Annotated in this window: 23 protein-coding genes and 1 tRNA gene; 11 read left to right on the forward strand and 13 right to left on the reverse strand. The window is 71.4% G+C overall.

Annotated elements, in window-relative coordinates; translation table 11 throughout:
• The first annotated feature begins 233 nt into the window (after window positions 1-233).
• The 3 genes from JYK02_RS23480 (at window position 234) to JYK02_RS23490 (ending at window position 3317) form a co-directional block, all read left to right on the forward strand.
• Entirely contained in the window at window positions 234-1577 is a 1344-nt protein-coding gene (locus tag JYK02_RS23480; protein ID WP_207054174.1) for a hypothetical protein, read from the forward strand.
• Complete coding sequence (locus JYK02_RS23485; RefSeq protein ID WP_431603491.1) at window positions 1574-2695, forward strand: metallophosphoesterase family protein; 1122 nt, start codon at window positions 1574-1576, stop codon at window positions 2693-2695. The genes JYK02_RS23480 and JYK02_RS23485 overlap by 4 nt, the downstream gene beginning before the upstream one ends.
• 124 nt (window positions 2696-2819) lie before the next feature.
• Window positions 2820-3317, forward strand: a complete 498-nt coding sequence (locus JYK02_RS23490; protein ID WP_207054175.1) for a hypothetical protein — start codon at window positions 2820-2822, stop codon at window positions 3315-3317.
• Window positions 3318-3388: 71 nt separating this feature from the next.
• On the opposite strand, the gene JYK02_RS23495 is transcribed toward JYK02_RS23490, so the two are convergent.
• The 8 genes from JYK02_RS23495 to JYK02_RS23530 form a co-directional block, all read right to left on the reverse strand.
• A complete protein-coding gene (locus JYK02_RS23495) occupies window positions 3389-4762 on the reverse strand; it encodes a hypothetical protein (RefSeq protein WP_207054176.1) in 1374 nt (457 codons plus the stop codon).
• Between the two features lie 35 nt (window positions 4763-4797).
• A complete protein-coding gene (locus JYK02_RS23500; protein WP_207054177.1) occupies window positions 4798-7911 on the reverse strand; it encodes a TonB-dependent receptor domain-containing protein in 3114 nt (1037 codons plus the stop codon).
• A gap of 146 nt (window positions 7912-8057) precedes the next feature.
• Entirely contained in the window at window positions 8058-8489 is a 432-nt protein-coding gene (locus tag JYK02_RS23505; protein WP_207054178.1) for an ExbD/TolR family protein, read from the reverse strand.
• 16 nt (window positions 8490-8505) lie between these two features.
• Window positions 8506-8913: a biopolymer transporter ExbD gene (locus JYK02_RS23510; RefSeq protein WP_207054179.1), complete on the reverse strand. Its 408-nt coding sequence runs from the start codon at window positions 8911-8913 to the stop codon at window positions 8506-8508.
• The gene (locus tag JYK02_RS23515) at window positions 8897-9658 is read right to left on the reverse strand and encodes a MotA/TolQ/ExbB proton channel family protein (RefSeq protein WP_207054180.1); all 762 of its coding nucleotides are present in this window, start codon (window positions 9656-9658) and stop codon (window positions 8897-8899) included. The genes JYK02_RS23510 and JYK02_RS23515 overlap by 17 nt, the downstream gene beginning before the upstream one ends.
• Window positions 9659-9689: 31 nt before the next feature.
• Entirely contained in the window at window positions 9690-10466 is a 777-nt protein-coding gene (locus JYK02_RS23520; protein WP_207054181.1) for an energy transducer TonB, read from the reverse strand.
• Window positions 10467-10548: 82 nt separating this feature from the next.
• Window positions 10549-11769: a glycosyltransferase family 87 protein gene (locus JYK02_RS23525; protein WP_347402559.1), complete on the reverse strand. Its 1221-nt coding sequence runs from the start codon at window positions 11767-11769 to the stop codon at window positions 10549-10551.
• Window positions 11770-11811: 42 nt separating this feature from the next.
• A complete protein-coding gene (locus JYK02_RS23530; RefSeq protein WP_207054182.1) occupies window positions 11812-13203 on the reverse strand; it encodes a dihydrolipoyl dehydrogenase family protein in 1392 nt (463 codons plus the stop codon).
• A gap of 386 nt (window positions 13204-13589) precedes the next feature.
• On the opposite strand from JYK02_RS23530, the gene JYK02_RS23535 reads away from it, so the two are divergent.
• The 5 genes from JYK02_RS23535 (at window position 13590) to JYK02_RS23555 (ending at window position 17064) form a co-directional block, all read left to right on the forward strand.
• Window positions 13590-13994, forward strand: a complete 405-nt coding sequence (locus JYK02_RS23535) for a ribosome-binding factor A (protein WP_207054184.1) — start codon at window positions 13590-13592, stop codon at window positions 13992-13994.
• The gene (locus JYK02_RS23540; RefSeq protein WP_207054186.1) at window positions 13991-15148 is read left to right on the forward strand and encodes an RtcB family protein; all 1158 of its coding nucleotides are present in this window, start codon (window positions 13991-13993) and stop codon (window positions 15146-15148) included. The genes JYK02_RS23535 and JYK02_RS23540 overlap by 4 nt, the downstream gene beginning before the upstream one ends.
• 159 nt (window positions 15149-15307) lie before the next feature.
• A tRNA-Gln gene (locus JYK02_RS23545) sits at window positions 15308-15381 on the forward strand.
• Window positions 15382-15439: 58 nt separating this feature from the next.
• A complete protein-coding gene (locus JYK02_RS23550) occupies window positions 15440-15970 on the forward strand; it encodes a non-proteolytic archaemetzincin-like protein (RefSeq protein ID WP_207054188.1) in 531 nt (176 codons plus the stop codon).
• Window positions 15971-16107: 137 nt separating this feature from the next.
• Complete coding sequence (locus tag JYK02_RS23555; protein ID WP_347402560.1) at window positions 16108-17064, forward strand: TolB family protein; 957 nt, start codon at window positions 16108-16110, stop codon at window positions 17062-17064.
• Here JYK02_RS23555 and JYK02_RS23560 read toward each other — a convergent pair.
• Genes JYK02_RS23560 through JYK02_RS23575 form a run of 4 tightly spaced genes read right to left on the reverse strand, consistent with a single transcriptional unit; the run spans window position 17061 to window position 19118 of the window.
• Window positions 17061-17609: a DUF3592 domain-containing protein gene (locus tag JYK02_RS23560; protein ID WP_207054192.1), complete on the reverse strand. Its 549-nt coding sequence runs from the start codon at window positions 17607-17609 to the stop codon at window positions 17061-17063. The two genes, JYK02_RS23555 and JYK02_RS23560, sit on opposite strands and share 4 nt — an antisense overlap.
• A gap of 10 nt (window positions 17610-17619) precedes the next feature.
• Window positions 17620-18156: a DUF3592 domain-containing protein gene (locus JYK02_RS23565; RefSeq protein ID WP_207054194.1), complete on the reverse strand. Its 537-nt coding sequence runs from the start codon at window positions 18154-18156 to the stop codon at window positions 17620-17622.
• A gap of 8 nt (window positions 18157-18164) precedes the next feature.
• Window positions 18165-18635, reverse strand: a complete 471-nt coding sequence (locus JYK02_RS23570) for a DUF3592 domain-containing protein (protein ID WP_207054195.1) — start codon at window positions 18633-18635, stop codon at window positions 18165-18167.
• Between the two features lie 60 nt (window positions 18636-18695).
• Window positions 18696-19118, reverse strand: coding sequence for a DUF3592 domain-containing protein (locus JYK02_RS23575; protein WP_207054196.1), 423 nt, complete (start codon window positions 19116-19118; stop codon window positions 18696-18698).
• 172 nt (window positions 19119-19290) lie between these two features.
• Between JYK02_RS23575 and JYK02_RS23580 the strand changes: the two genes are divergently transcribed.
• Entirely contained in the window at window positions 19291-19779 is a 489-nt protein-coding gene (locus tag JYK02_RS23580; RefSeq protein WP_207054197.1) for an ankyrin repeat domain-containing protein, read from the forward strand.
• A gap of 76 nt (window positions 19780-19855) precedes the next feature.
• Here the strand turns inward: JYK02_RS23580 and JYK02_RS23585 are convergent, their stop codons facing one another.
• On the reverse strand, window positions 19856-22066 hold the full coding sequence (locus JYK02_RS23585; protein ID WP_207054198.1) for a (Fe-S)-binding protein: 2211 nt from the start codon (window positions 22064-22066) through the stop codon (window positions 19856-19858).
• A gap of 455 nt (window positions 22067-22521) precedes the next feature.
• On the opposite strand from JYK02_RS23585, the gene JYK02_RS23590 reads away from it, so the two are divergent.
• Both JYK02_RS23590 and JYK02_RS23595 read left to right on the forward strand, forming a co-directional pair.
• Window positions 22522-22683: a hypothetical protein gene (locus JYK02_RS23590; RefSeq protein WP_207054199.1), complete on the forward strand. Its 162-nt coding sequence runs from the start codon at window positions 22522-22524 to the stop codon at window positions 22681-22683.
• 457 nt (window positions 22684-23140) lie between these two features.
• Entirely contained in the window at window positions 23141-24517 is a 1377-nt protein-coding gene (locus tag JYK02_RS23595) for a vWA domain-containing protein (RefSeq protein ID WP_207054200.1), read from the forward strand.
• Window positions 24518-24622: the final 105 nt, after the last annotated feature.

Here is a 24622-nt window from a genome sequence, read left to right on the forward strand (position 1 = left end):
GCTGGAGGGGCTGGCACACGCGTCCTGGTGGGTCGGAAGCGCCCTCGGGTGGGAGGGGACGTCCCGGGTGGGGGCGAGGGGGGCGTGAGGCGGACTGTTTTGCCTGTTCACACTTCTTCACGCTGCTTCGTTCAGCGCATTCCGGGGGCGGGGTTATCACCTGCGCCATTCCGGGCTTCGGGCCGGGGTGGGGGTGGTTGGAAGGCCGCCCCCAGGGAAGCGAGACGACGGTCATGGGGCATGGGCGCCCGGTGTGGAGTGCGCGGGCCACCTTCGCGGTGGTGCTGGGGCTGGTGCTGGCCTCGGGGGCGGCGCGGGCGCAGGACGGCGGGGGCTTCCTGTCCGCCTTTGAACTGCTGGCGAGCGGCCCGGAGCTGGGCGGCAGCGACATCCCCCGGGACGTGCCGCCGCGCCGGGCCTCCCCGCCGCCGGTGGTGCCGCCGGAGGTGATGGCCCGGGTGCTGACGGAGGGCGGGCCCCGGCCGGTGCCGGTGGCCTCCGCGGACGAGTCCGGGCCGGTGGTGGCGCCGGAGGGTGGCCGGGTGTCGGAGCCCCGCGTGCGCCTGACGGACGGTGGCCCGAGGCCGCCGTTCAAGGCGCTGCCGGTGGCGGTCGCGGTGGTGCCCGGGTTGCTGCTGCACGGGTTGGGGGCGTGGACGGCGGGGGACTCGCAGGCGGCGCGAGGGCTGTTCGCGGCGGAGGCCATCGGGCTGGGGCTGATTGGCGCGGGGCTGGTGCCCATCGCGTTGACGGGCGCGTCGCGCAAGACCATCGGGCCGCTGTACGCGGTGACGCTGACGGGGGCGGGGGTGTTCTCGCTGTCGATGCTGGCGAACCTGTACGCGGTGACGTCGCCCGCGTTCGACCCGGGGCGGGTGCCGGACACGCTGCCGCCGCTGGAGTTCGACCTGGGCTACCAGTACGTGCACGACGCGACGGCGGAGTACCGGAACTTCTTCGCGCTGGGCGCGGTGGCGCGGCTGTCGGCGGTGCGGCTGGAGGCGTCCGCGCGGCTGGCGCCGGACGAGGGCAACACGTTGATCCGCGCGGGCGCGGCGTACCGGCTGTGGGGCGCGCCGGAGCGGACGCTGGGGCTGGGGGACGGCACGGCGCTGGATGTGGAGGGCTTCGCGACGTACCACCGCTATCCGACGGAGGGCTTCACGCTGGGAGGCGCGGAGCTGGCGCTCCGGGGTCGCTACGCGATGGCGCGGTTCGGTCCGCGCTTCGCGGGCTCGTTCGTGGAGGGCGGCGTGGGGATGTCGTTCCAGGGCTACAGCTATCCGGGGCGCGTGAGCGACGACAACCTGCACACGCAGCTGCTCTACACGTTCGGCTACGGCGTGTGGCTGGGGCGCGGAGGGCCGCTGCGGGGCGAGGCCACGCTCTACTACGACCACCGCAAGGACGGGCTGGTGGGCGGCCTGCGCGGCCGGGGCGGCGGCATGGTGGGGTCCTTCGGTCTGAGAGGGCGCGTGCTGGTGACGGAGCGCTGGGGTGTGGCGGCGGAGGCGCAGGCGGGCGGAGCCCTGATGGGGCGGCTGTCGCTGGTGTACGCGGTGGGAGGTGACACGTGAGCGGTGGACTTCGGACCCTGGGCGCGCTGGGCCTGACGGCGGCGCTGCTGTCCACGGGCTGCATGCGTCCCAGTGAGGACCGCGCCGTGCGTGACACGCGCGTGGGGCAGGCGCAGGCGGACGCGCTGACGGTGGAGGTGGAGGGCGGGCTCGCGTCGGTGCGCACGCTGTCGTCCGGCACGCTGGAGCTGTGGGGCCAGGCGCCGGCGTTCACCACGCGCGTCGCGGCCGGAGCCGACGCGCGCATGGACTGGCTGTTCACGGTGCACAACGCGATGCCGGACGCGGAGCTGACCGCCGTGGACGAGGCCGGCACGCCGCTGACGGTGGAGGCGCTGCCGGACGCGCACCCGACGATGAAGGCGTGGCGCGTGGCCCTGCGGCCGGGGACGACGGCGCGGCTGACGGTGGCCCCGCCGGACTGGGACACGCGCGAGCCCTTCCGCTTCGCCGCGCTGGCGGACGTGCAGGAGGCGCTGTCCAAGGTCGGGGACATCTACGCGCGGCTGAACGAGGACCCCTCCCTGCGCTTCATCTTCTTCGCGGGGGACCTGACGGAGTTCGGCACGCGCGAGCAACTGGAGGAGTTCCAGCAGCGGCTGGAGGCGGACTCGCGCATCCCGCTGTTCGCCACGCTGGGCAACCACGAGACCTTCTCCGACGACGCGCGCGAGTACCACCGGCTGGTGGGCCGAGGCAGCCAGCACTTCACCTTCCGGGGCGTGCACTTCAGCCTGGTGGACTCCGGCAGCAGCACCGTGGATCCGCTGGTGGAGGAGGCGCTGGACGGCTGGCTGGAGGAGGCGCGCGACGCGGTGCACGTGGTGGCGATGCACATCCCGCCCCTGGATCCGATTGGCGTCCGGGGCGGAGGCTTCGCGGTGCGCAACGAGGCCGCCGGGCTGGTGGGGAAGATGGCGAGGGCGGGCGTGGACCTGACGCTCTACGGCCACATCCACTCCTTCTATTCGTTCTCCAACGCGGGCGTCCCGGCGTACATCTCCGGAGGCGGCGGCGCGATTCCCGAGCGCTTCGACGGCGTGGGCCGGCACTTCCTGGCGGTGGACGTGGATCCATCCACGGGGGTGCGGGACGTGGGTCTGGTGCGGGTGGATTGATCAGCCCGGGCCTTGACGGCGGATCCGGAGCCCAGTTTCCGGGCTGTTGGAAGACCCCCTTGAAAGGGCACTGAACATCTGGGCAGATAGGCGCCGTTCAAACGCCTTGTGAGGAGGCCTGCCCATGTTCGATTCCCCCGAGAACGATTCCATCTCCCCCGCGCTGCGCGCGCTGCTCGAGCTGTTCGCCACGGACCTGGCGGACGTGAAGTTCCCGGACGTGGACACGGCGGTGCTGGGCGAGTCCGCGGCGCACGTGCGTGAGAAGGCGGAAGCGGTGGCCCGCGCGCAGGCGGCGCTGGACGCGGCGAGGCAGGCGCTGAACGAGAGCCAGGAGTCGCTGCTGCAGAAGGGCCAGCGCGCGCTGGCGTACGCCAAGGTGTTCGCGGAGGACGACGCGGACCTGGGCGCGAAGCTGGAGGCCATCCACCTGCCGCGTCCGGTGCGCAAGGCGGGCGGAGCCACGGTGGAGCCGGTGAACGCCGCGCCGGGCAGCGACGACAACGCCCCGCGCCGCCGCGGCCGTCCCCCCAAGCTGCGCCCGGTGGCCAACCTCTTCACGGACGGAAGCAACGGCCCGGACTCCGCGCAGGACGAGGCGCCGGCCAGCCTCCAGTCGTAACCCCGTAAAAAGAAGACCGCGTGCCCCCGTACGGCGCTGCCGGGAGCACGCGGTCATGGTTCACCGAAGGGCTAGTTCTTCGGGAACGCAGTCCAGCCCGCCAGCCAGTTGCTGCTGCCCACCGCGCCGACGAAGCGCGCGCTGGTGTCGAAGCCCGCGCCCGGGGTGGCCGCGTTGTCCGGGTTCAGCGCCGGAGAGCCCGCCGCCGGAGCGAAGTTCGGGGCCTCCAGGTCCAGCGCCGCCGTCAGCTGCGCGTCCACGACCTTGTTGTTCAGGCCCGCGGCCAGCACCTTCTCCGCCTCCACGAACTTGCTCACGTCCGGATCCGTCACCGTGCCGGCCGCGTCCTTCTTCGGGTTCGGCGCGTTGGGGATGGAGACCGTGTCACCCTTGTTGGACCAGAAGAACGTGTTCTGCACGCTCAGCTCCGGCGTGGCCGCGTTCCACAGCGCCGCGGAGGCCGTGCCGTCCACGTCGATGGCCTTGTCCGCGAAGCTGGCCACGATGACGTTGCGCAGGATGCCGCCCGCGCCCGTGTTGAACACCAGGCCCTCCTGCGCCGGCGTCGTGCCCGCCGGACGGCCGGAGCCGATGAACGTCGCGTTCCAGATCTCCGGCACCGTGTGCGGCTGCGCGGCGTTGTCGTTCTTGTTGCCGGAGGCCTCGATGCCGCGGTTGCCCACGGTGGCGTTCTGCTGCACTACCAGGAACTGCACCTTGCCGCGCCAGCCCAGGTCGTAGTCCAGGCCGTCGTCGTCCGGCTGGCTGATGACGATGTGCTTCAGGCCCGCCGTGCCGCCGAACATCTCCACGCCGTCGTCGGCGCCCTTGTGCACCTGCACGTAGTCGATGTCCGTCGCGCTGCCGCACGCGCCCGTCGTCAGGCCGTTGAGCTCGTTGTCCTCGGCCAGCTCGTAGCCCGCGAACTCGATGCGCGCGTACTTCAGCTTGCCGCAGTCGTGCGCGTCGTCCGTGCCGCCGTACTTCGTGCGCGTGTCACCGCTGGTGGCGAAGAAGCCCTCGATGGTGTTCTCACCGCCGGCCACGTTGATGCGCGCCTTGCCCAGCAGCACCACGCCGCCCCAGTCACCCGCCGCGCGCGCCCCCTCCGCCTGCGAGCTGGTGAAGACGATGGGCTTCTCCGCCGTGCCCACCGCGTGGAGCTTCGCCTCGCGGGTGATGACCAGCGCGCTGCCCGTGTCGCCCTTGATGGTGACGCCCGGCTCGATGGTGAGCGTGCCGCCCTCCACGAACACGTAGTCCTTCAGCGTGTACGTCGTGCCGGCCTTCCACGTCGTGTCGCCGGTGATGCTGCCCTTCACGTCCTGCTCGGTGGCCTGCGGGTCGCCGCCGTCCGGGGTGTTGTCGTTCTTGTCGTCGTCGCCGCAGCCGGCCAGCAGCGCGAGGCTGGAGAGGGTGAGGACGGAGGCAAAGAGGCTTTTCATGTCGGTGCGTCCTTTCAGTGGGGAAATGGGAGGAACTACAGGGCCCAGCCGAGCGCCGCGGTGAACGCCACGCCGGGCTTGTACGTCTGCACCGTCACGTCTCCCTGGCGGAGGGTGACGGACGCGTTGAGGAGGTTCGCGGCGGTCAGCTTCAGCTGCGTCGCGCCCAGCTTCTGGGTGAGGCTGAGGTCCACGCGGTGGAAGGGCCGCTCGTACACGTCCGGCAGGCCCTGCACGCCGACCTCGCTGATGCGCGGGCCGTACACGTTGTAGAGCACGGCCACTTCGGTGCCGCTCTCCGGGCGCTCGTAGCCCACGTTCACGTTGACCACGTAGGGGGACTGGCCCTGGAGCGGACGATCCTTGTTCGTCTGCGCGCCCACCACCGCGGAGTCACCCAGGTCCACCTGCGACTGGATGAGCGTGAGGTTCGCGCCCACGCGCACCGGACGCAGCGAAGGGCTGAAGCGCGCCAGCGACGTTCTCGCCTCCAGCTCCACGCCGTAGCTGTCCGCGCCCGCGGCGTTCTCGAAGCCCAGGTCGCCCGAGTCCGGGTTGCGGATGACGCGCTCGATGGGGTTCTGGAAGCGCTTGTAGAAGGCGCTCGCGGCCAGCACGTCGTTCTCGCCCACGAACCACTCGGCGCGCACGTCCACGTTGTGGATGCGCGTCTCCAGCAGGTCGGGGTTGCCGGACACGTTCCGGCGGCGGACGAAGTCGAAGAAGATGAAGGGCGCCAGCTCGCGGAAGGTGGGCCGCGCCAGCGTGTAGCTGTAGCCCGCGCGCAGGTTCACCTCCGGCGACAGCGCGTAGGTGGCGTTGAGCGACGGCAGCACGTCCAGGTAGTGCTGATCCGCGCCGCCGCTGTCGCTCTCCACGCCGGTGAACGGGTCCTTGAGCGTGAGCGTCTGGGAAGACGCCTCCAGGCGCACGCCGCCCACCAGGCGCAGCGGCTCCACGGGCTTGTAGTCCGCGGACACGTAGCCGGCGTAGATGCCCAGGAAGGCGTTGTAGGCGTCATCCGCGCGCGTCGTCTCACGCACGCTGATGGAGGTGCCCAGGTTCTCCGGGGAGAAGAGCTGCTCGGGGGACTGAGTGCGGTCCACCGGCTCTTCCGTGAGCAGGTAGCGGAAGCGGCGCGCGTTGAAGTCGCGGAAGGACACCTGCGTGAGGCCGCCCACCTTCAGGCGGAAGTCGGAGGTGAAGGGCAGGGTGAGGTTGAGGCTGCCGCCGGTGGACGTCTCGCCCAGCTCCGCGAAGAAGCGCTCGCCGCTGTTGGGCTGGTTGGGGAAGGACAGCTGCGCGTCCGGGCTGCTGAGGGCGGCGCTGTAGAGCGTGTCGCGCGTGTCCGGCTCGTGGCGGTCCACGCGGGAGATGTTGGCCTGCCAGTCCACCTCCGAGTCGCCCAGGAGGCCCAGGCGGTGGAAGCCGCGCAGCTGCGTGAAGGACAGCGCGCGGGTGATGAACTGGAGGCGGGTGCTGGCGTAGGTGTCGCCGCGCACGTTGTTGTTGCCGTTGGCGGCGTACGTGCGCGTGTCGGTGCCGCGCGTGTAGAGGCTGAAGAGGGTCAGCTCGTTGTCGCGGTCGAACTGGTAGCCCAGGCTGGCCAGGCCGCTGAGGTTCGCGGTGGAGAAGCCCTGCGTGGTGCGCGCCACGTCCTGGGAGATGAGGCTGCCGGACTCGTCACGGGCCGCGCGGGCGAAGTCACCCGTCTGCACGCCGTCGCGGTGGCCGTAGTTGACGGTGGCCAGGTAGCCCAGGCGCTGGTTGCCGAAGCGCAGCGTGTCACCCAGCGACGCGCCCAGGCCCAGGTTGGGGGCGGCGCGTGCGGTGCGCTTCTCCCAGACGTTCGTGAAGCTCTCCCACTGACCCTCCAGTTGCTGCGCCGTCTCGCCGCCCGCGCCCAGGCGGTGGTCGCGGGGGATGGCGTCCGGCAGGCCGCGGTCGGAGGAGGCGAAGCCCAGCGTCTCGCCGAAGCCGCCCTGCGCCTGCGCGTTGCGCTCGCGGAAGGTGGTGACGGTGTCGCCGCCCAGGGTGAGGCGCGGCTTGAACTCGAACTGGGACGGGTAGGTGTTGGTCTCGATGAGGAGCGTGCCGCCGCCGAAGGTGCCCGGCAGGTCCGGCGTGTAGCTCTTCACCACGTTGAGGTTGGCGAGCAGGCTCGTGGGGAACAGGTCCAGCGGCACGCTGGGCTCGTCCGGCTCCGGGCTGGGCAGGAGCGCGCCGTTGAGGAGCGTGGTGGCGTAGCGGCCACCCAGGCCGCGCAGCAGCACGTAGCGGCCGTCCACCACGGTGGCGCTGACCACGCGCTTCACGGCGTCACCGGCGCTGGAGTCCGGCGTGCGGGCAATCTCCTGCGCGCTGATGGCGTCGGAGACGGCGGCGGCCTTCTTGCGGTCCTGGAGCAGGGCGCCCTCCGCGCGGCGGTCGGAGCGCGCCTCGACGACGACCTCCTGCACCGCGCCCACGTCCGCGCTGAGCGCGACGTCCAGCTTCGTGGCCTTGCCCTGGGTGACGACGACGCCCGTGATGCGGCGGCCCTGGTACACGTCGTAGAAGGCGCGCAGGTCGTACTTGCCCGGCGGCAGCGCCAGCTTGTAGTTGCCGTCCAGGTCGGTGAGGGCCTGCTTGTCGGCGCCCGTCACGACCTTCACGGTGGCCTCGATGAGGCCTTCACCGTTCGCCTCGTCCGTCAGCCGGCCGTAGATGCCGGTGAAGCCCGGAGGCGGCGCGGCGGACCCGGCCAAGGCCTCATCGCCCATCGCGGCCTCGTCGGAAGCCGTGGCCTCCGAGGGCGTGGCAGCGTCGGCCGGAGTGCCGGACTGCGCGGCGGCCGGAGCGGACGGATCCGCGGCCTGCGACGGCGCGGTGTTGCCGGGCAGCGGGGTCGCGGCGCTGCCAGGCTGCGTGCCCAGCGACGGCGCGGGGCTGGTGGGCAGCGCTCCGTCCGGCTGCGACGGCGCGGAAGGAGCGGGCGTCGAGCCCGGGACGGGCGGAAGCTCTCCGGCGGGCTGCTGGCCGGGGGAGGCGGAGGGCGAAGGCGCGGCGGGCGCGGTGGAGTCCGCGCCGGGCGCCTGCGCGGAGGCAGGCAGGGTGATGAGCACGAGTGACGCGACAGCGGCGCGCACGAAGGTCGAGAAAGACAACACGGCTCTCCTTGCCGACAGCGACGCGCACTCAACGCGACGCCCGTGGCATTGGGATGAAGGGTTTGTGACGTCTGTGGCGGGGGAGGGAAAACTCGGCGTCACGAACCGCGCGCGGCTTCACACCGCCGCGCGCGGGGCGCCTGGAGTCAGTCCGCCAGTCGTTCCGGCAGCACGGCGACGGTGATGTTCCCGCCCCGCGCCAGGTCCAGCACTTCCATGGCACTGCCGTACGGCACCGCGTCGCTCGCGTCGAAGAAGACGATCTTGTCCGCGCGCGCGTTGAGCATCCGCTGCAGCCGCGCCACCACCTGGTCGCGCGGCACTTCCTCGTGGTTGATGCGCAGCTTTCCGGCCTTGTCCACCGTGAGCACCACGGGCGGCTTCGCGTCCGGCGGGGGAGGCGTGGCCTCCTCCTTCTTGTCCGGCTTCGCGGGCACGTTCATCCACAGGTTCTTGGTCATCAGCGGCGTGACGACCATGAAGATGATGAGGAGGACGAGCACCACGTCCACCAGGGGCGTCACGTTCATCGTGGGGCGGACACCGCCGCCCTTGCTGCCACCGACGTCGAAAGCCATGGCGCGTGCCTCCCCTTCAGTTCTTCTTCCGGTCGATGACCTGGAGACTGATGCCCGGGAACCCGATGTCCTGCATCGCCTTGAACACGCCGCGCACCTGCGCGTACGCCACGCCCTTGTCCGCCTTGAGCACCACGGGCGCGTCCGGCTTCGCCTGGTGCAGCGCCTTCAGCTCCGCCACCAGCGCGTCCCGGTTGAGCTGCTTGCGGTCCAGGTAGAACGACCCGTTGGCCGCCAGGCTCACCGTGGTGGGCTCCAGGTTCTTGTTCTCCGCGTCCGGGTTCATCGCCGCGGGCAGGTCCACCGCGGCGCCGGCCTCCAACTGCGGCGTGACGACCATGAAGATGATGAGGAGGACGAGCACGACGTCCACGAGGGGCGTCACGTTCATCTCCGGCGTGAGGCTCCTACGCGTGGCCGACATCGCCCGCCTCGGTCCGCGTGGAGACGACGTCGGTGGCACCCGCCGCGTGCGAGCCGCCGTGGCCCGCCACCGCGCGCTTGTCGCCGGCCATGTCCTCCAGGTGGTCCATGAACTCGCTGCGGGCCTGCTCCAGGGAGAGCAGCAGCGCGTCCGCGCGGGTGGACAGGAAGTTGAACATCAGCACCGCGGGGATCGCGACCAGCAGGCCCAGCGCCGTGACGACGAGCGCCTCCGCGATACCGGCGGACACCGCGCCCAGGCCGCCGGAGCCCTCCTTCGCAATGCCGGCGAAGGCCTCGATGATGCCCACCACCGTGCCGAGCAGACCGACGAACGGCGCCACCGAGCCCACCGTGGCCAGCACCGACATGCCCCGGCGCACGTCCGCGGTGATGCGCTCGTTGATGCGCACCAGGTCGCGGCGCGTGAGCTCCACCGCGCCCAGCTTGCCGGCGGGAGCGCGCGACTTCGCGAGGAACGTCTTCATGCCGCCGCCCAGCATCATCGCCAGGTGGCTGCTCTTGTTGCCGTCCGCCTCCTTCACCAGCGCGTCGTGCTGCTGCTGCGCGAGCAGCGGACCGGCGCGGCCCGCGAACTGACGGGACGCCGCGCGCGAGCGGAAGAAGACGAACAGGCGCTCGAAGAACACCGCCAGCGACGCGACCGCGAAGGCAATGAGCGTCCAGGCGATGCCCAGGGCGAAGACGCCCATGTGCTCGTAGATTTCCTTGAGATTGAAGTTCATGGCGGTGGCTCTCCGAAGCGGGAGGAAGGCGTCAGGACTTGAGGCGGAAGGGGACCTTGAAGATGCGGAAGACGGCGGTCGGCTGACCGGAGACGACGGCGGGCTTGAAGCGCCACGTGCGCACGGCGGCCAGCGCGGCGCTGGCGAAGGGCTCATCGCCGCGCATCACCTTGAGACCGGTGACGCGGCCGTCGACCTCGACGACGCCCTTGAGGATGACCAGGCCCTCGAGCCCCTTGGAGCGGGCGTCGGCGGGGTACTCGGGGATGAGGTTCGCGGCCAGCGGCTCCGGCGGCGTGCCCGTCTCCGGCAGGTTGATGGGCTGCGCGCGGCCGCCGCCAATGGCCATGCCCTCGCCGCTGCCGGTGCCACCCACCACACCGCCAGGGACGAGCGTGCCCGTGCCGCCGACGGCCATGGGCGCCGCGGCGACGACTTCCTTCTCAGCCTCGGGCGGCTTGTCGAGCGGCACCGCGTCCGGGGCCTTCAGCGGCGCGGGCGCGACGGTGGGCACGGCCGCGGGCGGAGGCGCGGCCTTGGCGACAGGGGGCGCGGCGCGCGGCGGAGGCTTCGCGACGGGCGGAGGCGGCGGGGGCGGCGGCTTCACCTCCACGACGGGAGGCGGCGGAGGGGGAGGGGGACGGAAGACGACGTCCACCTTCTTCTCCTTGATGACCTCCTTCACGGTGTTGGCCGCGGTCATCGCCGCCACCGCGATGAGTCCGAAGACGGCGACCGACGCGGTGGTGGAGAGCGCGAACCGCCGGGCGGCGGGGGCGCTGGAAGCGCTGTCGAACGTTTCGAACATGACGGGGACGCATATAGCGACGCCGTGTGTCACGAAGGTTCAGGCTCCGTGACACTTTGCCCCCGGCCGTGTCTCGATTGGGTCACGAACCGCGAGCGTTCAAAAAATCGCGCGGCAGGTGCGTCACGGCCTTGTCGGAGAGAACCGCCGTGGGCGTCCCGTGACGCCGCGTCTGCCACAACAGCGCGATCAGCAGCGCGGTGTACGCGAGCGCGAAGGGCCTGAAGAGCAGCACGCGCCGGGCGAGCTCCGCTCCCAGCACCGCGTCCGACACGGCCACGCCGATGAGCGCCACCGCCGCCACGCACGCCTGCCCCAGGCGCGAGCGGCCCTCCAGCGCCGCGCGGATCACCGGCCACGCGAGCAGGTAGTTCGCGCGCCACGCCAACGGTGACAACAGCGTCACGCCCAGGCAGCAGAACGCGAGCAACTCCACGGGCCCGGGTCGCGCCCACACCAGCGCCACGACGAACAGCCCCAGCGCCACGGCCTGCGCCAGCGTCATCGCGCCCTCGGGAGGAATCGACTCCGGAGGCAGCACCAGCGACAGCAGCAGCGTGGGCAGGCCCTGCGGGTTGTGGCCCAGCGCCCACGGCGGCGTGGTGCGCGCCAGGGTCTCCGTCCAGTCACGCAGTTGTGACAGCGTGCCCGTCCACCCGTAGCGGCCCAGCGTGGGCAGCACCAGGAGGACGCCGAAGAAGGCCGTGGTCCCCACGACGCGCCAGTGTCTGCGGGCCAGGAAGAACAACCCCAGCAGCGCGGCCGGAGGCTTGAGCAGACACGCGACGGCGAAGGCCGCGCCCGGTCCCCACACGCGGCCCCGCTCCGCGCCCACCGCCGCGAGCACCAGCAGCCACAGCAGCACGGCGTCCACCTGGCCGTAGAAGATCTCGAAGGAGAACGCGGGCAGCAGCACCGCGGTGGCGAGCACCGGCGCCCATGCCCACGGCGTCGCCTCCTTGGAGGCAGGCAGCGCGCGGCGCGTGAGCACGGACACGGCGCCGAGCGCGAGCACGGACCCCAGGTTCCACAGCGCCACGGCCGCGCGCGGAGGCACGGCGGTGAAGGGTAGGAACAGGGGCGCGGTGACGGGCGCGTACTTGAACGGCATGGTGCCGTCCTCCGCGCGGTAGAGGTCCGTGCCCTCGCGGAAGCGCTCGGCGGCGGTGAGGTAGACGCGGAAGTCCGCGCCGCGGCGGGGATGCTGTCCCACCGCCACGGCCGCCACGGCGAGCACCAGCAGCAGCGCCCACTCCACCTTCAGGGATGCGCGTTGGCGGTGCTCGTTCACGGGCAGGGACACGGTGGGGCGCGCACCATTCCACGCGGGGGCGCCCCGCCGCAATCACAGGCCGTAGGCTTCCAGCAGCCGCAGCCACACCTCGCTCACGGTGGGGTACGACGGCACCGCGTGCCAGAGCGTGTCCAGCGTCACCTCGCCCGCGACGGCGATGGTGGCCGCGTGGAGCATCTCGCCCACGCCGGGGCCCGTGAACGTGGCGCCCACGATGACCCGGCGCTGCTCGTCCACCACCAGCTTCGCGGTGCCCTTGAGCCCCTGGCCCATGACGGACGCGCCGGCCACGTTGCCCAGGTCGTACTGCACCGTCTTCACCGGCACGCCCGCCTTGCGAGCCTTGTCCTCGGTGAGCCCCACGCTGCCCACCTGCGGGTGCGTGAAGACGACCTGTGGCGTGGCCTTCGCGTCCGCCCACGCCTTCACCTGCTTGCCCAGGAGGACGTCGCCCAACAGCCGCGCCTGGTACTTGCCCATGTGCGTGAGCAGGTTGCGGCCGTTCACGTCGCCGCACGCATACAGCCAGCCGCCGTCCACGCCCTTCGCGCGGAGCTGATCATCCACCTCGATGGACGCGCCGGGCTTGAGCCCCACCGTGTCCAGGCCCAGGTCGTCCGTGCGCGCGGTGCGGCCCATGGCGACGAGCAGCGCGTCCGCGCGCAGCGTGTCCCCACCGGTCAGCGTGATGGTGTACTCGCCCTGCGCGCCGGAGCGCTGCACCTTGGTGGCCTGCGTCTCCAGCAGCACGCGCACGCCCGAGTCGCGAAGCGCCTCGGCCACCTGCTCGCCCACGAAGGGCTCGAAGCGCTTCAGCACGCGGGGCCCGCGCTGCACCAGCGTCACCTCCGAGCCCAGCTCGCGCCACGCCTGCGCCAGCTCCACGGCCTCCACGCCGCCGCCCAGCACCACCAGCCGGCCCGGCACGCTCTTGGCGCCGGTGCCCTCGCGGTTGTCCCAGGGCCGTGAGTCCTTCAGGCCCGCGATGTCCGGCAGGCGCGGCTTGCTGCCGGTGGCGACGACGACGGCCTGCTTCGCCTCCAGCTCGCGCACCTTGCCGTCCTTGCCCGTCACGGCCACCTTGCGCGCACCGGCGAGCCGGCCCTGGCCGCGCACCACGGTGAGCTTCGCGCCCTCCGCCCACTTCACCTGGCCCTTGTCGTCGTAGCCGGACACCATCTGGTCGCGGTGCTTGAGCACGGCGTCCGCCTTGAGGGGGCCCTGGATGAGCTCGCGGACGCCGGGCGTGTGCTTCGCCAGCCACAGCGTCTCGCTGGGGTGCAGGAGCGCCTTGCTGGGCATGCAGGCCCAGTAGGAACACTCGCCGCCCAGGAGCTCGTGCTCCACCAGCGCGACCTTCAAGCCACCCGCCGCCGCCCGCGCGCCCGCGTTCTCACCCGCGGGACCCGCACCCATCACCACCACGTCGAAAGTCTCGGCCATGAAGCCTCCCGCCCCCTGCTTGCCCGGGGAAGGCCGCCCCGCCAATCGGACCCGCGTCGCGCGTCGGCTGGTGGATGGAGTGGCTGGTCACCAGGAAACAGCCGGCGTGTCAGGGCCCGGGGATTCGCGCGTCAGGGCGCGGACGGATGCGTGTGTTCCCCCGCGTCCGGTGGACGGTCCGCGCCGTGGCGCGGCGGGAGGTGTGCCATGGGACGTGTCGCCAGGGATGTGTCGGTTCGCTCCGCTCAGGTGCGCGTCTAGCGTCACCGGCGGCGTCCATCGCAGGGACGCCTCCGCCGTGAGGTCCAGACGGCGTGCCCGCGCGGTCACTCGTGTGCACACCCCGGCCGTGCTCCGGCACGGCCGACAGGAATCCGTCTTCGTTCATGTCCTCTTCCAGGCATCGCCGTCCCCGCGCGTCCTCCCGGCGCTCGGGTTCCTCGCTGTTCCATTCCGAAGCCCCGTCCGCGCGTCACCTGCGCGTCCAATCCACCCTCTCCGAGGAGCTCTCGCTGCTCTTCCGCGGTGAGCTGTCCGACCCACAACTCGAAGGCGTCGCGCTGACGTCGTGCGAGCTGTCCCCCGAAGGCCGCATCGCGAGCATCGGCTACACGCTGCCGCACGACGCGGACCCCGCTGACGTGAAGGAGGCCCTCTGCCGGGCGGAGGGCTACCTGCGCTCGCAGCTCGCGCAGCAGCTGAACCTCAAGCGCACCCCGCACCTGCGCTTCGTCCTCGTGGGCACCGCCCCGCGCACGGACCCAGAAGACGCGGAAGGGGGTGACGCATGATGCCCCGTGTCCTCGAGGTCCCCTCGGGCGCGGTGCCGCTCCTCGCCTGGGCGCGCACGGTGCCCGCGTCGGCCCTGAAGCAGCTTCAGCAGCTCGCCTCGCAGCCCTACGTCACGGAGCACGTGGCGGTGATGCCGGACGTGCACCTCGCGTCGGGCGTGGCGGTGGGCACGGTGTTCGCCACGCAGGCCCACGTCGTCCCCGGCGCGCTGGGCAACGACCTGGGCTGCGGCGTGAGCGCGCACCGCTTCGCCTTCCCCGCCGCCTCGCTGTCGCGCGCGGACCTGGAGCGGGTCCTGTCCCAGCTCGCCCGGGTCATCCCGGTGGGGGACGCGGTACACCGGGGACGGGGCCTGCCCCTGCCTCCCGGGCTCGAGTCCCCACCGCTGTCCACCCAGAAGCTGGCCCGGGCCTGGGAACGGCTGGCGCCACGCCACCTGGGCACGCTCGGGGGCGGCAACCACTTCCTGGAGCTGGACCGCGACGGAGCGGGGGACCTCTGGCTGCTCATCCACTCCGGCTCGCGGGGCGTGGGGGGCGCGGTGGGGGAGCACCATCAGCGCGTGGCCCAGGCGCTGGGCCAGGGCACACCGCCCGCGCTGCGCACGGACACCGAAGCGGGCCAGGCCTGCGTCCAGGACCTGGAGCTGGCGTGCCGCTTCGCCCGGGCCAACCGGGACCGGCTCGCGGTCCGGGCGCTGGCGGTGCTGGCGGACGAACTGGGCGTGGCGCCGGACGCGGACAGCGCCGTGGACGTGCACCACAACCACGTCGCCTCCGAGACACACTTCGGCCGCGCGCTCTGGGTCCACCGCAAGGGCGCGGTGGGGCTGGACGCGGGGGCCCGGGGGCTCATCCCCGGCTCCATGGGCACGGCCTCCTACGTCGTCGAGGGCCGCGCGGAGCCCCGCGCCTTCCGCTCCTGCTCGCACGGCGCGGGCCGCGTGCTCAGCCGTAGGGAGGCCCGCGCCCGCATCCACCCGGACGCGCTGGTCCACGCCCTGCGCCGCGTGGTGTTCGACCCGGGCCGCGCTCCCGCCCTGGTGGAGGAGGCGCCCGCCGCCTACCGGGACCTCTCCGAGGTGCTGGAGGACGAGGCGGACCTCGTGACGCCCCGCGTCCGGCTCACGCCCCTGGCCGTGCTCAAGGGCTGAGGGCCTGGAGGGGGAGGGGGGCGCCTGTCGGGTGGATGACAGCCTGGGGAGGTGATCCACCCCCCGTACTCCAGGACCGGAGGGGCCCATCGTCAGAGTGGGTTCCCGCGCCCGTCAAAGTGCCGTAGTATCGGCCCACGAGTACGCGTGCGAACCTGCTGGGGCGTCGTCTAATGGCAGGACGTCAGACTTTGACTCTGATTATCAAGGTTCGAATCCTTGCGCCCCAGCCACTCCGCTCCGGGGGGACGCGGTAACGTCGTCCGTCCGGAGGCAGAAGGCGGTGGGCTGATGCCGCAGAAGACGCTCCTGCTGGTCACCGTGGGCAGTCCACCGTCCGCGCTCGTGAACGGCTTGCAGGAACCGCTGGCGACCCATCTGGGCGTCAGCACGGTCGTGAGCCGGATGGCGCTGTCGTCGCCGGCCTACGCCTTCAACAAGGACCGCGGCCAGTACCACTGCAACGCCATCATGCGCCGGCTGGGCACGGTGCTGGAGGAGTCGCCGCAGGACCTGGTGATGGGCGTGACGGACGCGGACCTCTTCGAACCGGACTCGCCCTTCGTCTTCGGCCAGGCGGACCGCGAGTCCAAGGTCGCGGTGATGAGCCTGTACCGGCTGCGCCAGGGCGCGGAAGGGGAGACGCTCCGCCGCCGCGTGCAGGTGGAGGCGGTGCACCAGGCCGGGCACCTCATCGGCCTGTCGTACTGCGAGGACTCGCGCTGCGTGATGTTCTTCCCGCAGTCCCCGCAGGACGTCGACCGCAAGTCGCTGGGCCCCTGCAACGTCTGCCGCAACGAACTCAACCGCCTCAACCGCTGAACGCCCGTGCGCGCTCCCGGACACGGGCGCGCGTGAATGCCTCCGGATGCGTTGACGTCCTGTCCCGCGCGGCCTGTAGTGTTCAGGCGCGGTGTGTGTGTGACAGGGCCGGCACAGCGGGAGACAGGAAGATGGGCATGCGGCGATGGCTCGGTGGTGTGGTGGCGGTGGGGATGTTGGGGGCGTGCGAGCCCCTGGATGACGCGGGTGGTGGTGGCACCACGGGCGACGTCCTCTTCGACCGGGGGTTCGCCTTCGTGCGCGAGGACCGGAACATCTACGTGGTGGACGACGACGGCGACCCCAACAGCCCGCAGCGGCTGACGACGGGCGGCGGCGCGTACACGCCGTCCATCTCCCGCAACGGCAACAGCATCGTGTTCGTGCAGAAGTCGGGCAGCACGTCCTCCATCCAGACGGTGCCGACTTCCGGTGGTCCGGTGTCCACGCTCATCAGCAGCAACGACACGGCGTGCGGCGCGTGCACCAACTTCCGAGGGCCCACGTTCAGCCCGGACGGGCGCACCATCGTGTTCGCGTTCGACCGGGGCTCGGGCTCGCAGAGCGCGCTGGGAAGCATCGCGGTGGATGGCAGCGGCTTCAAGGACCTGACGCCCGGCAACACCATCGCGTACGGCTCGCCGTCCTTCTTCCCCAGCGGGAGCACGGTGGTGGCGCCCGCGGGCAGCAACACGTTCCAGTACAACCAGCTCGCGTTCGTGCCGGTGGGCGGTGGCAGCCCCAGCTTCGTGTCGCTGGGCAACGAGGTGCTGGCCATCGCGAACCGCGCGGTGGTGTCCCCGGACGGCCGGCAGATCGCGCTGGACGGGCGGCTGTCGTCCGGCAGCACGCGCATCTTCGTGGGCAACGTGACGTCCGCGGGCATCAGCGGCGCGCTGCGGCGGCTGACGGACTACACGGCCAGCACGGTGCAGGAGAGCTTCCCCAGCTGGACGAACAGCACGCAGCTGGGCTTCCTCTTCAACGACTCCGGCGGTGACCCCAGCATCTACCGCGCGCCGGTGTCCTCCACGGCCAGCTCCGTCACGCTCGCGGTGCCCTCCGCGAACGAGCCCTTCTACGGGCCCAACTAGTACTCGCCGAGCTGCCGCTTCTCCCAAGGGGGAGGCGGCCTCGTGGGCGGGGACGGCTCGTCCAGGTTCCGGAGGAGGCGCGAAGGCGTGGGCTTGCGCGGCGCCGGGGCCTGATTCGCGGGCGCGAGCATCAGGATGACGAGCAGGACCAGCACCACCGTGATGACCATCACGCCCATCAGGGTGCCCAGCAGTCCGACCTCGGTGCCCACGAGCTGGTAGCGCCGGGGGTTGTGCGCGAGGTAGAGGGCCTCCACGGGTTCTCCCACGACAGGAGGCGCCTTGTTCCTGGTGTAGCTGCCGCGGAGCTCCGAGCCGTCTTGCAGGTGCAGGACGTACTTCACGATGAAGTAGGTGCTGGAGTCCCACTCCTCCTCGGTCACCTCGACCACCTCACCCCGGGCGAGCAGTCCCTCCTCCCGGAGCTTCAGGGTCAGCTCGTGCTGGAGGAGCAGCACCACCAGGACCCCCACGATCATCAGGAGAAACACCACCACCACGAAGAGCCGAACGGGGTCCAGCGCGAGGGCGGCCATGACGCTCATCCCGTGCCCCCTAGTAAGCCCCGAGCTGCCGCTTCTCCCCGGAGGGAGGCGGCCTCGTGCGTGGAGAGCCTTCATACTGCTGGAGCCTGCGCGAGGGCGCGGTGCCTCGCGCCTCCGGGGCCTTCTTCGCGGGCGCGAGCGTCAGCAGGAAGACGAGCACGAAGAAGAACATCACCACGCCAATCACCGCGGTCGCGGCGCCCAGCAGCCCGACCTCCGTCCCCACGCGCTGGTGACGGTGGGGATTGTCCGGCAGGTAGAGGACCTCCAGGGGGTCCCCTTCGGAAGGGACGCCGGACAGGAGTCCGGACCGGTGCGTCTTGTACTCGCCACGGACCTCTCCCCCTTCCTGCGGGAAGAAGACGTACTCCACGACGCGATGGTGCCCGTACAGCCAGCTCCCGCGGACGCGGACCACCTCGCCCCGGGCATGCAGCCCCTTCTCCTCCAGCTCCCGGGTGAGCTGGTACTGGAGCAACAGCTGCACCAGCACCACCAGGGGAACACCCACGAGGAGCGCCGCGATCAGCAGTGGGGGCAGGGGCATGGCGGCGCTCAGGATGACGGGGGGAGGGAAGTGGAGGCAACGGGGGGCGCCTCAGGCACCGCCCTGGCGAACAGTGCCACCCCTCCGATGAGCGTGAGGAGCACCAGCACGACGCTGAAGAAGAGGGCGAGCCCCAGCGACATCATCCCGTGACCCTCCGGGAAGCTGTGGCGCGGGTCGTCCCGGTCGTAGAGCACGGAGACCCGGTCGCCCACGCGCAGCCGCTTCCACAGCTCCGAGGAGACGCCGCGCTGGAGCTTCTGGCGCGTGCCGCCCTCCGGCGTGAAGCCGTAGTGCAGCACGTAATCGCTGTCATCCGAGGCCGCGAGGAACTCCTTCTTCACCACCGTTCCCTCCGCGTGCAGCCCCTCGCTCAAGAGGCGCGTGTCCCGCCGGTAGGACCCCCACGTCAGCACCAGCAGGGTCACCCCCAGCACCACGAACGTCGCACCCAGCACCCGCGCCGCGAAGAGGGCCACGCCATGCCTCCTGCCTCCCCCTTAAGCGGGCACCCGGCGGCGCGAAACGGCACTGCCCTTTCAGGGCACGTAGAACACCCTGGCGAAAGCCACGACCATGAGGACCACCAGGCCGAAGACTCCGGCCATGACGGTGTGCCGCTCCACCTCTGACTCCGCGCATTGGTGCCGGTGGGGGGCTTCCTGCAGGTAGCGGACCTCCACGGGGATGCCCTCGAACACGGACTGGGATGGCAGCCGGTGCTTGTGGACCTTGTAGTGGCCGCGGAGCTCCGGCCCTCCCGGCGGGCGGAAGACGTACTCCACGACGAAGACACTGGCCTTCAGCCAGCTTTCACGGACGCGGACCACCTTGCCCCTGGCGACCCGTCCGCGCGCCCTCAGCGCCAGGGTGAGCCGGTGCTGGCGCACCAGGAGCCCCATCACGCCCAGCGGCGCCAGCACGAAGAAAGCCGTGAACAGGACCAGGTTGAGGGCGTGCATGGGCGAACTCGGGAGGCGGCAGCGTACCACTCCCCTCCAAGCGGGCAGCCGGCGGTGCGAAAGGGCAATGCCCTCCATGCCCCGCGCGTAGAGCCAGCGCGGGGGGCCCTGCCCTGGCATCGCGTCCGCTGAACCGCCATGCTCCCGCGCGTCCCTGCCGGAGGTCCTCACCGTGTCCCTGTTCGATGCCGTCGCCGCGGGTGACCGCGCCGCCCTTTGCGCCCAGCTCGACGCGGGCGCGGACCCCAACCCCTTCGACGCGGAGGGGCGCACGCCGCTGATGGCCGCCGCGCGCTCGGGCCAGGACGCGCTGGTGCGCGCGCTGCTGGAGGCCGGCGCGGACCCCACGCTGCCGGACTCCCTGGGGGAGACGCCCTTCGTCGCCGCCGCCGCCTACGGCCACGTCCACGTCTGCGCGCTCCTGTCCCCCCACGCCACCGCCGACGAGAAGGACATGGCGCGCACGCTGCTGCGCAACCAGGGCATCGACGAGATTCCCGCGCGCCCCTCGCGCGCCTCCGAGGTCGCGCCCGACGACTTCCGCCGCAAGCTCGCCTCCGCGGGCGCCTACGTCGCGGGCAAGCTGGGCGATGACGGCGCCACGAAGCGCCTGGAGCGCGTGCTGCGCTCGGAGGGCAACGCGCCCAAGGGCCGCAAGTAGCAAAGGCGAAGGGCCCGGCCGCTCCCATTTCGGGGAGCCACCGGGCCCTCGGTACTTCAGGAGCCGGACGGAGGAACTACTCCGGCTTGGCGCTCACCACGGGGCTCGGCGCCACGGTGCCGCCCTTGTTGCTCGTCTCCATGGAGTCCGCGACCAGCTCGGTGATGTCCTTGATTTGAATCTGCTCACGGCCGGTGTCGTTCTTCGCGTCGTTGAGCATCGTGGAGCAGAACGGGCAGGCGACGGCGACGATGCCCTTGCCACCCTGCTCCTTGTAGTCGCCCACCATGCCCGGCTTCTTCTTGTCCGCGGCGTCGGGGAACGGCGTGGTCGGGTCCTCCGCGTGCTTGAGCGTGAGGGCCACCTCGTTCATGCGGTTGTGGTTGATGCGCGTGCCGATGTGCTCCTCCATCCACATCCGGCCGCCACCGGCGCCGCAGCAGAAGCCCTCGCGCTGGCTGCGCTGCATCTCCACCACCTCCAGACCCGGGATGCTCTTGAGCACTTCACGGGGCGCGTCGTACACGCCGTTGTGCCGGCCCAGGTAGCAGGGGTCGTGGTAGGTGAGCTTCGTTCCGGCGTTCATCACCGAGGACAGCTTGATGCGCTTGTCCTTGAGCAGCTCGTTGATGAGCTGCGTGTGGTTGATGACGCGGTACTCGCCGCCGAACTCCGGGTACTCGTTCTTGATGGTGTTGAAGCAGTGCGGGCACTGCGTGATGACGGCCTTCACGCCCATCGCGTTCCAGGACTCGACGTTCGTCTTGGCCAGCGTCTGGTACAGGTACTCGTTGCCCATGCGGCGCGCGGAGTCGCCGTTGCACATCTCCTGCTTGGACAGCGTCGCGAAGGACACGCCCGCCTCGCGCATGATTTTGACCAGCGCGCGGCTGACCTTCTTCTGCTTGTCGTCGTAGCTGCCCGCGCAGCCCACGAAGAAGAGGTACTCGTACTCGCCGCCGTCACCCCAGGTGGGCAGCGCCAGGTCCTCCGCCCACTCGTCGCGCCGGTCCTGGCCGATGCCCCAGGGGTTGCCCTGGCGCTCCATGCCCTCGAACACGCGCTGGATTTCCGGCGGGAACTCCGCCTTCACCTGCACCTGGTAGCGGCGCATGTCGATGAGGCGCGGGACGTTCTCGATGAACACCGGGCAGGCCTGCTCGCACCAGCCGCAGCTCGTGCACGCCCACACCGTCTCCGCCTTCAGCGCGCTGCCGACAATCTCAGGCAGCGGCTCCTTCACGTGGTTGGGGCCGTAGCCCTCCTCCACCCAGCGCTCGTTGTCCCAGATCCAGTGCTTCAGGTCCTGGTTCACGCCCTTGTGCGTGAGCGGCTTGCCCGTGATGTACGTGGGACAGTGCGTCTGGCACCGGCCGCACTCCGTACACGAGTAGAGGTCCAGGCCGTTCTTCCAGGTGAGGTCCTTCACCGTGGCGGCGCCGAACTCCTCCTTCTCCAGGTTGGGCGTGGGCAGCTTGCCGGTGGAGTGCGTGCGCTGGAAGAAGACGTTGGGCAGGCCCGTGATGATGTGGAAGTGCTTGCCCAGCGGCAGGAAGTTCAGGAACGCCAGGATGATGGTCAGGTGGATGAAGAAGCCCGCCACGCCCAGCACGTGCGCCGTGGTGGCGCCCAGGGGCATCATCGCCAGGCCCATCAGGCTGGTGACCGGCTCCCACCACACCATCGCGGACGGCGCCGCCGGCACCTGGGTCGCGCCCATGGGCACCTGCTGCGCGGCGGCGTGCGCGGCCACCATGTGGCTGCCGCCGAACATGAACTCGGTGATCATCAGGCCCGCGATGAAGCCCAGGATGAGGTAGGCCTCCCAGGACTGGGACATGCGGTCCGGCTTCACCTTCCAGCGCGTCCAGACGAAGTACGCCACGCCCGCGAGCGCCAGCGCCGCCACGATGTCCTTCACCAGCAGGTAGACCTTGTAGAGGCCCAGCAGCGGCGGGGCCACGTCCCACGCCGGGTGGGAGAGGTCGGTGAGCACGTCCAGCGCGGTGGACGAAAAGCCCATCACGAACAGCATCACGGTGCGCACCGCCAGCACCATGAACGCCGCGTAGATGAAGATGTGGAACAGGCCCGGCGTGAACTCCTCCGGGTCCACCATGCGCTTCTGGCCCAACCCGAAGCGCACCAGCTGCGCCACGCGGTAGGGGATGTGGTCCAGCCGGTTCTCCTTCTTCATCGCGAGCAGCACGCCCACGCGGCCGGACATCGTGATGACGAAGACGGAGACGAAGCCTGCCAGCAGCAGGCCGGTGATGATGGGGTTCATGGAACCTCGGGACCCTCTGGGGCCGCACGGCGGGCAACGCCCGGTTGCTGCGACGCGGCAATTCTGGAGTGGTAGTCAACCCTAGCAGGGGTGATTCGCGAATCAAGCACCCTGCGGAAGGCGTGTCCGGCAGCGGTCCCTGCACAGCTTCCAGACCGCCGTCCAGGCCGGTGCCCTTCTAGTCCCCATCCCGGGCTTCCCGTACGGGAAAAGGCCGTGCCTGGTGTGCTGGACGGCAGCCGGCCGGGCGTGTCCCGGCGGACGGTTCCAGAACTTGGGGACGCCAAGGGCTTTACAAAACGGAAGCGGGCTCCCAACATGTCGGTAAATCGGTCAAGATGCGCTTGTAAAGGGACCCGCATGGGGCGGGCCCGGTTGACCGACGCAGGGCGTCCAAGGGGACGCGAGCCGTCCAAGGCCGTACACCCCGTGAATGGAGCGCCAAGGAGCCGGACATGAGCCACGACGAGAGCACGTACCTGGACGAGGGGTTGGAAGACCTGGAGCAGTCCGCGACGGGTGAACACGGCCGTTCGGTTCCGCTGGACCCGACGGATGACCGGCGCTGGGGCCACCTGGACGAAGAGGCCTGGGGCGGCTGGCACGTGGCGGAGTGAACCGAAGCCCCCGCGGCCGGTGGACTGCGCGGGGGCCTCCGTTGAGTCGTTGATGCAGTGCGCTGCATGCCGTGACGCTCCCCGACGAAGGCCGGGTCGAGCCCCGCGGAGCGGTCCCCGGGAATGACCGGTGCCGGACCCTCCGGAAGTAAATCCGTAAAAGGTTGAACGAATCTGCCGAAACACGGGTGTCTGTGGGTGACGCAGGGCGTCCCGAGCCGCGCCGGCCAGGTTCAGGCGCGGGTGATCGCCGGAGTCACGAGGGCGCGCGGGACGCCGGGGCCGGTCGGGCCGGACACGTTGCTTTCACGACCGGAAACCCGACATCCTCTGTGGGAACAGCGACAGGGTTTCCGGGCGGACGCGGGCCAGCGCAGGGGCGTCCGGGGCCAGGGGGCCGTCGCGACGAAATCGCGGCAGCAGCGGGATGGGGCCACCCCACCATGCGGGAGTGCGGATGAAGCAGACGGCCTGGGCAGTGGAGCGCGACGCGGAAGGCGGCCGCGAAGTGCTGCTGCTGGTGACCCTGGAGGCCGAAGCGGAGACGCCTCGGGCCCCGGTGGCGGTGAACCTGGTCATCGACCGCAGCGCGTCCATGCGGGGCGCGCCGCTGGCGGCGGCGGTGGAGGCGGCGCGCGCGCTGGTGGAGCGCGCGGGGCCCAAGGACTACGTCGGCCTGCTCACCTTCGACGCGGACGCGGAGCAGGTGCTGCCCGTGCGCGCCATGGAGCCGAGCGCGAAGGCCGCCTTCCTGAAGACGCTGTCGCGCCTGGACTCGGGCGAGGGCACCGCGCTGCACGAGGCCGTGGAGCAGGGCGCGGAGGCCGTGCGGCGCGTGCTGGTGCCCGGCGCCCGGCCGCAGCTGCTGATGCTCACCGACGGCGAGCCCTCCGTGGGCCCCACCGCGCTGGGTGAGTTCAAGGTGCTGGGCCAGCGGGTGCACGACTCCGGCGTGGCGCTGCACGCGCTGGGGCTGGGGCGGCACTACCTGCCGGAGATCCTGGAAGCCCTCACCGGCCCGTCCGGCACGGGCTTCACGCACGTGGACGACGCGGAAGGCCTGCCGCTGGCGGTGGGCGCGCTGGGGGCGGAGCTGTTCGGTGAAGTCGTCGCGGACGCGCGCGTGTACGTGCTGCCCACGGGCTTCGCGGACCTGCGCTGCCGCCACCGCTACCCGTCGCGCGTGGAGGGTGACGCGATGAGCGCCGCGCTGGGGGCGGTGTCGCACGCGTTCCCTCGCCGCGTGCTCTTCGCGGGCGTGCTGGAGAAGGGCGACTGGAACCTCACCGTCACCGCCTCGTACACGGAGCACGGCGACACCCGGCGGCTGTCCGTGCCGGTGACGCGCCTGCTGCCGGACAGCGAGGAGGGCCGCTTCGTGCGCGCGGTGTCCGCGGAGCTGGAGCTGGTCTCCTATGAGGCCGCCGCGTGGAAGGCGCTCTCCCGCCGTCAGCAGGACGCGGCCGAGCGGGCGCTCGAGGGCGCGGACAAGGGGCTCTACAAGCTGGCCCGCCTGGGCTCCGCGGACGTGCCCGCGCAGCGGCACGTGGACCGCCTGTCGGACCTGCGCCGGGCGGTGGAGCGCCGGGCGGCCCAGCCGTCCGCGCTGGGCGTGCGCCGGGCGCAGTCGGAGGTGTCCCGCATCACCATGAGCCGCATCGGGCCGGCGCTCCCAGCCGCGGCCGTGGCTCCCGTGCAGGCCCAGGTCCAGGTCCATGACGGACCGCCGGCGCCCCGGGCCCTGCCCGCCGTGGCGAACGGCGGCGCGCCCAAGCCGTCCACCCTGGACGGCGCGGCGATGCTGCCCTGGAAGACGGGCAACACGGAGTCGTAACCGCCCGGACTCCTTGACCGTATGGAGATGGCGCGGGGCCCGGATGGGTCCCCGACGCCGGGCGTGCGGGCGTGCGGAATGCCCGGCTGCCCGGAAGGTTGAGTG

The organism is Corallococcus macrosporus, from assembly GCF_017302985.1.
Lineage (GTDB): Bacteria > Myxococcota > Myxococcia > Myxococcales > Myxococcaceae > Corallococcus > Corallococcus macrosporus_A.

Bases quoted from the DNA above. Each gene is read 5' to 3' on its own strand.
- JYK02_RS23480 (WP_207054174.1), top strand. From the start codon at position 234: ATGGGGCATGGGCGCCCGGTGTGGAGTGCGCGGGCCACCTTCGCGGTG.
- JYK02_RS23490 (WP_207054175.1), top strand. From the start codon at position 2,820: ATGTTCGATTCCCCCGAGAACGATTCCATCTCCCCCGCGCTGCGCGCG.
- JYK02_RS23495 (WP_207054176.1), bottom strand. From the start codon at position 4,762: ATGAAAAGCCTCTTTGCCTCCGTCCTCACCCTCTCCAGCCTCGCGCTG.
- JYK02_RS23505 (WP_207054178.1), bottom strand. From the start codon at position 8,489: ATGGCTTTCGACGTCGGTGGCAGCAAGGGCGGCGGTGTCCGCCCCACG.
- JYK02_RS23510 (WP_207054179.1), bottom strand. From the start codon at position 8,913: ATGTCGGCCACGCGTAGGAGCCTCACGCCGGAGATGAACGTGACGCCC.
- JYK02_RS23515 (WP_207054180.1), bottom strand. From the start codon at position 9,658: ATGAACTTCAATCTCAAGGAAATCTACGAGCACATGGGCGTCTTCGCC.
- JYK02_RS23520 (WP_207054181.1), bottom strand. From the start codon at position 10,466: ATGTTCGAAACGTTCGACAGCGCTTCCAGCGCCCCCGCCGCCCGGCGG.
- JYK02_RS23530 (WP_207054182.1), bottom strand. From the start codon at position 13,203: ATGGCCGAGACTTTCGACGTGGTGGTGATGGGTGCGGGTCCCGCGGGT.
- JYK02_RS23535 (WP_207054184.1), top strand. From the start codon at position 13,590: ATGTCCTCTTCCAGGCATCGCCGTCCCCGCGCGTCCTCCCGGCGCTCG.
- JYK02_RS23540 (WP_207054186.1), top strand. From the start codon at position 13,991: ATGATGCCCCGTGTCCTCGAGGTCCCCTCGGGCGCGGTGCCGCTCCTC.
- JYK02_RS23550 (WP_207054188.1), top strand. From the start codon at position 15,440: ATGCCGCAGAAGACGCTCCTGCTGGTCACCGTGGGCAGTCCACCGTCC.
- JYK02_RS23555 (WP_347402560.1), top strand. From the start codon at position 16,108: ATGCGGCGATGGCTCGGTGGTGTGGTGGCGGTGGGGATGTTGGGGGCG.
- JYK02_RS23560 (WP_207054192.1), bottom strand. From the start codon at position 17,609: ATGAGCGTCATGGCCGCCCTCGCGCTGGACCCCGTTCGGCTCTTCGTG.
- JYK02_RS23565 (WP_207054194.1), bottom strand. From the start codon at position 18,156: ATGCCCCTGCCCCCACTGCTGATCGCGGCGCTCCTCGTGGGTGTTCCC.
- JYK02_RS23575 (WP_207054196.1), bottom strand. From the start codon at position 19,118: ATGCACGCCCTCAACCTGGTCCTGTTCACGGCTTTCTTCGTGCTGGCG.
- JYK02_RS23585 (WP_207054198.1), bottom strand. From the start codon at position 22,066: ATGAACCCCATCATCACCGGCCTGCTGCTGGCAGGCTTCGTCTCCGTC.
- JYK02_RS23590 (WP_207054199.1), top strand. From the start codon at position 22,522: ATGAGCCACGACGAGAGCACGTACCTGGACGAGGGGTTGGAAGACCTG.
- JYK02_RS23595 (WP_207054200.1), top strand. From the start codon at position 23,141: ATGAAGCAGACGGCCTGGGCAGTGGAGCGCGACGCGGAAGGCGGCCGC.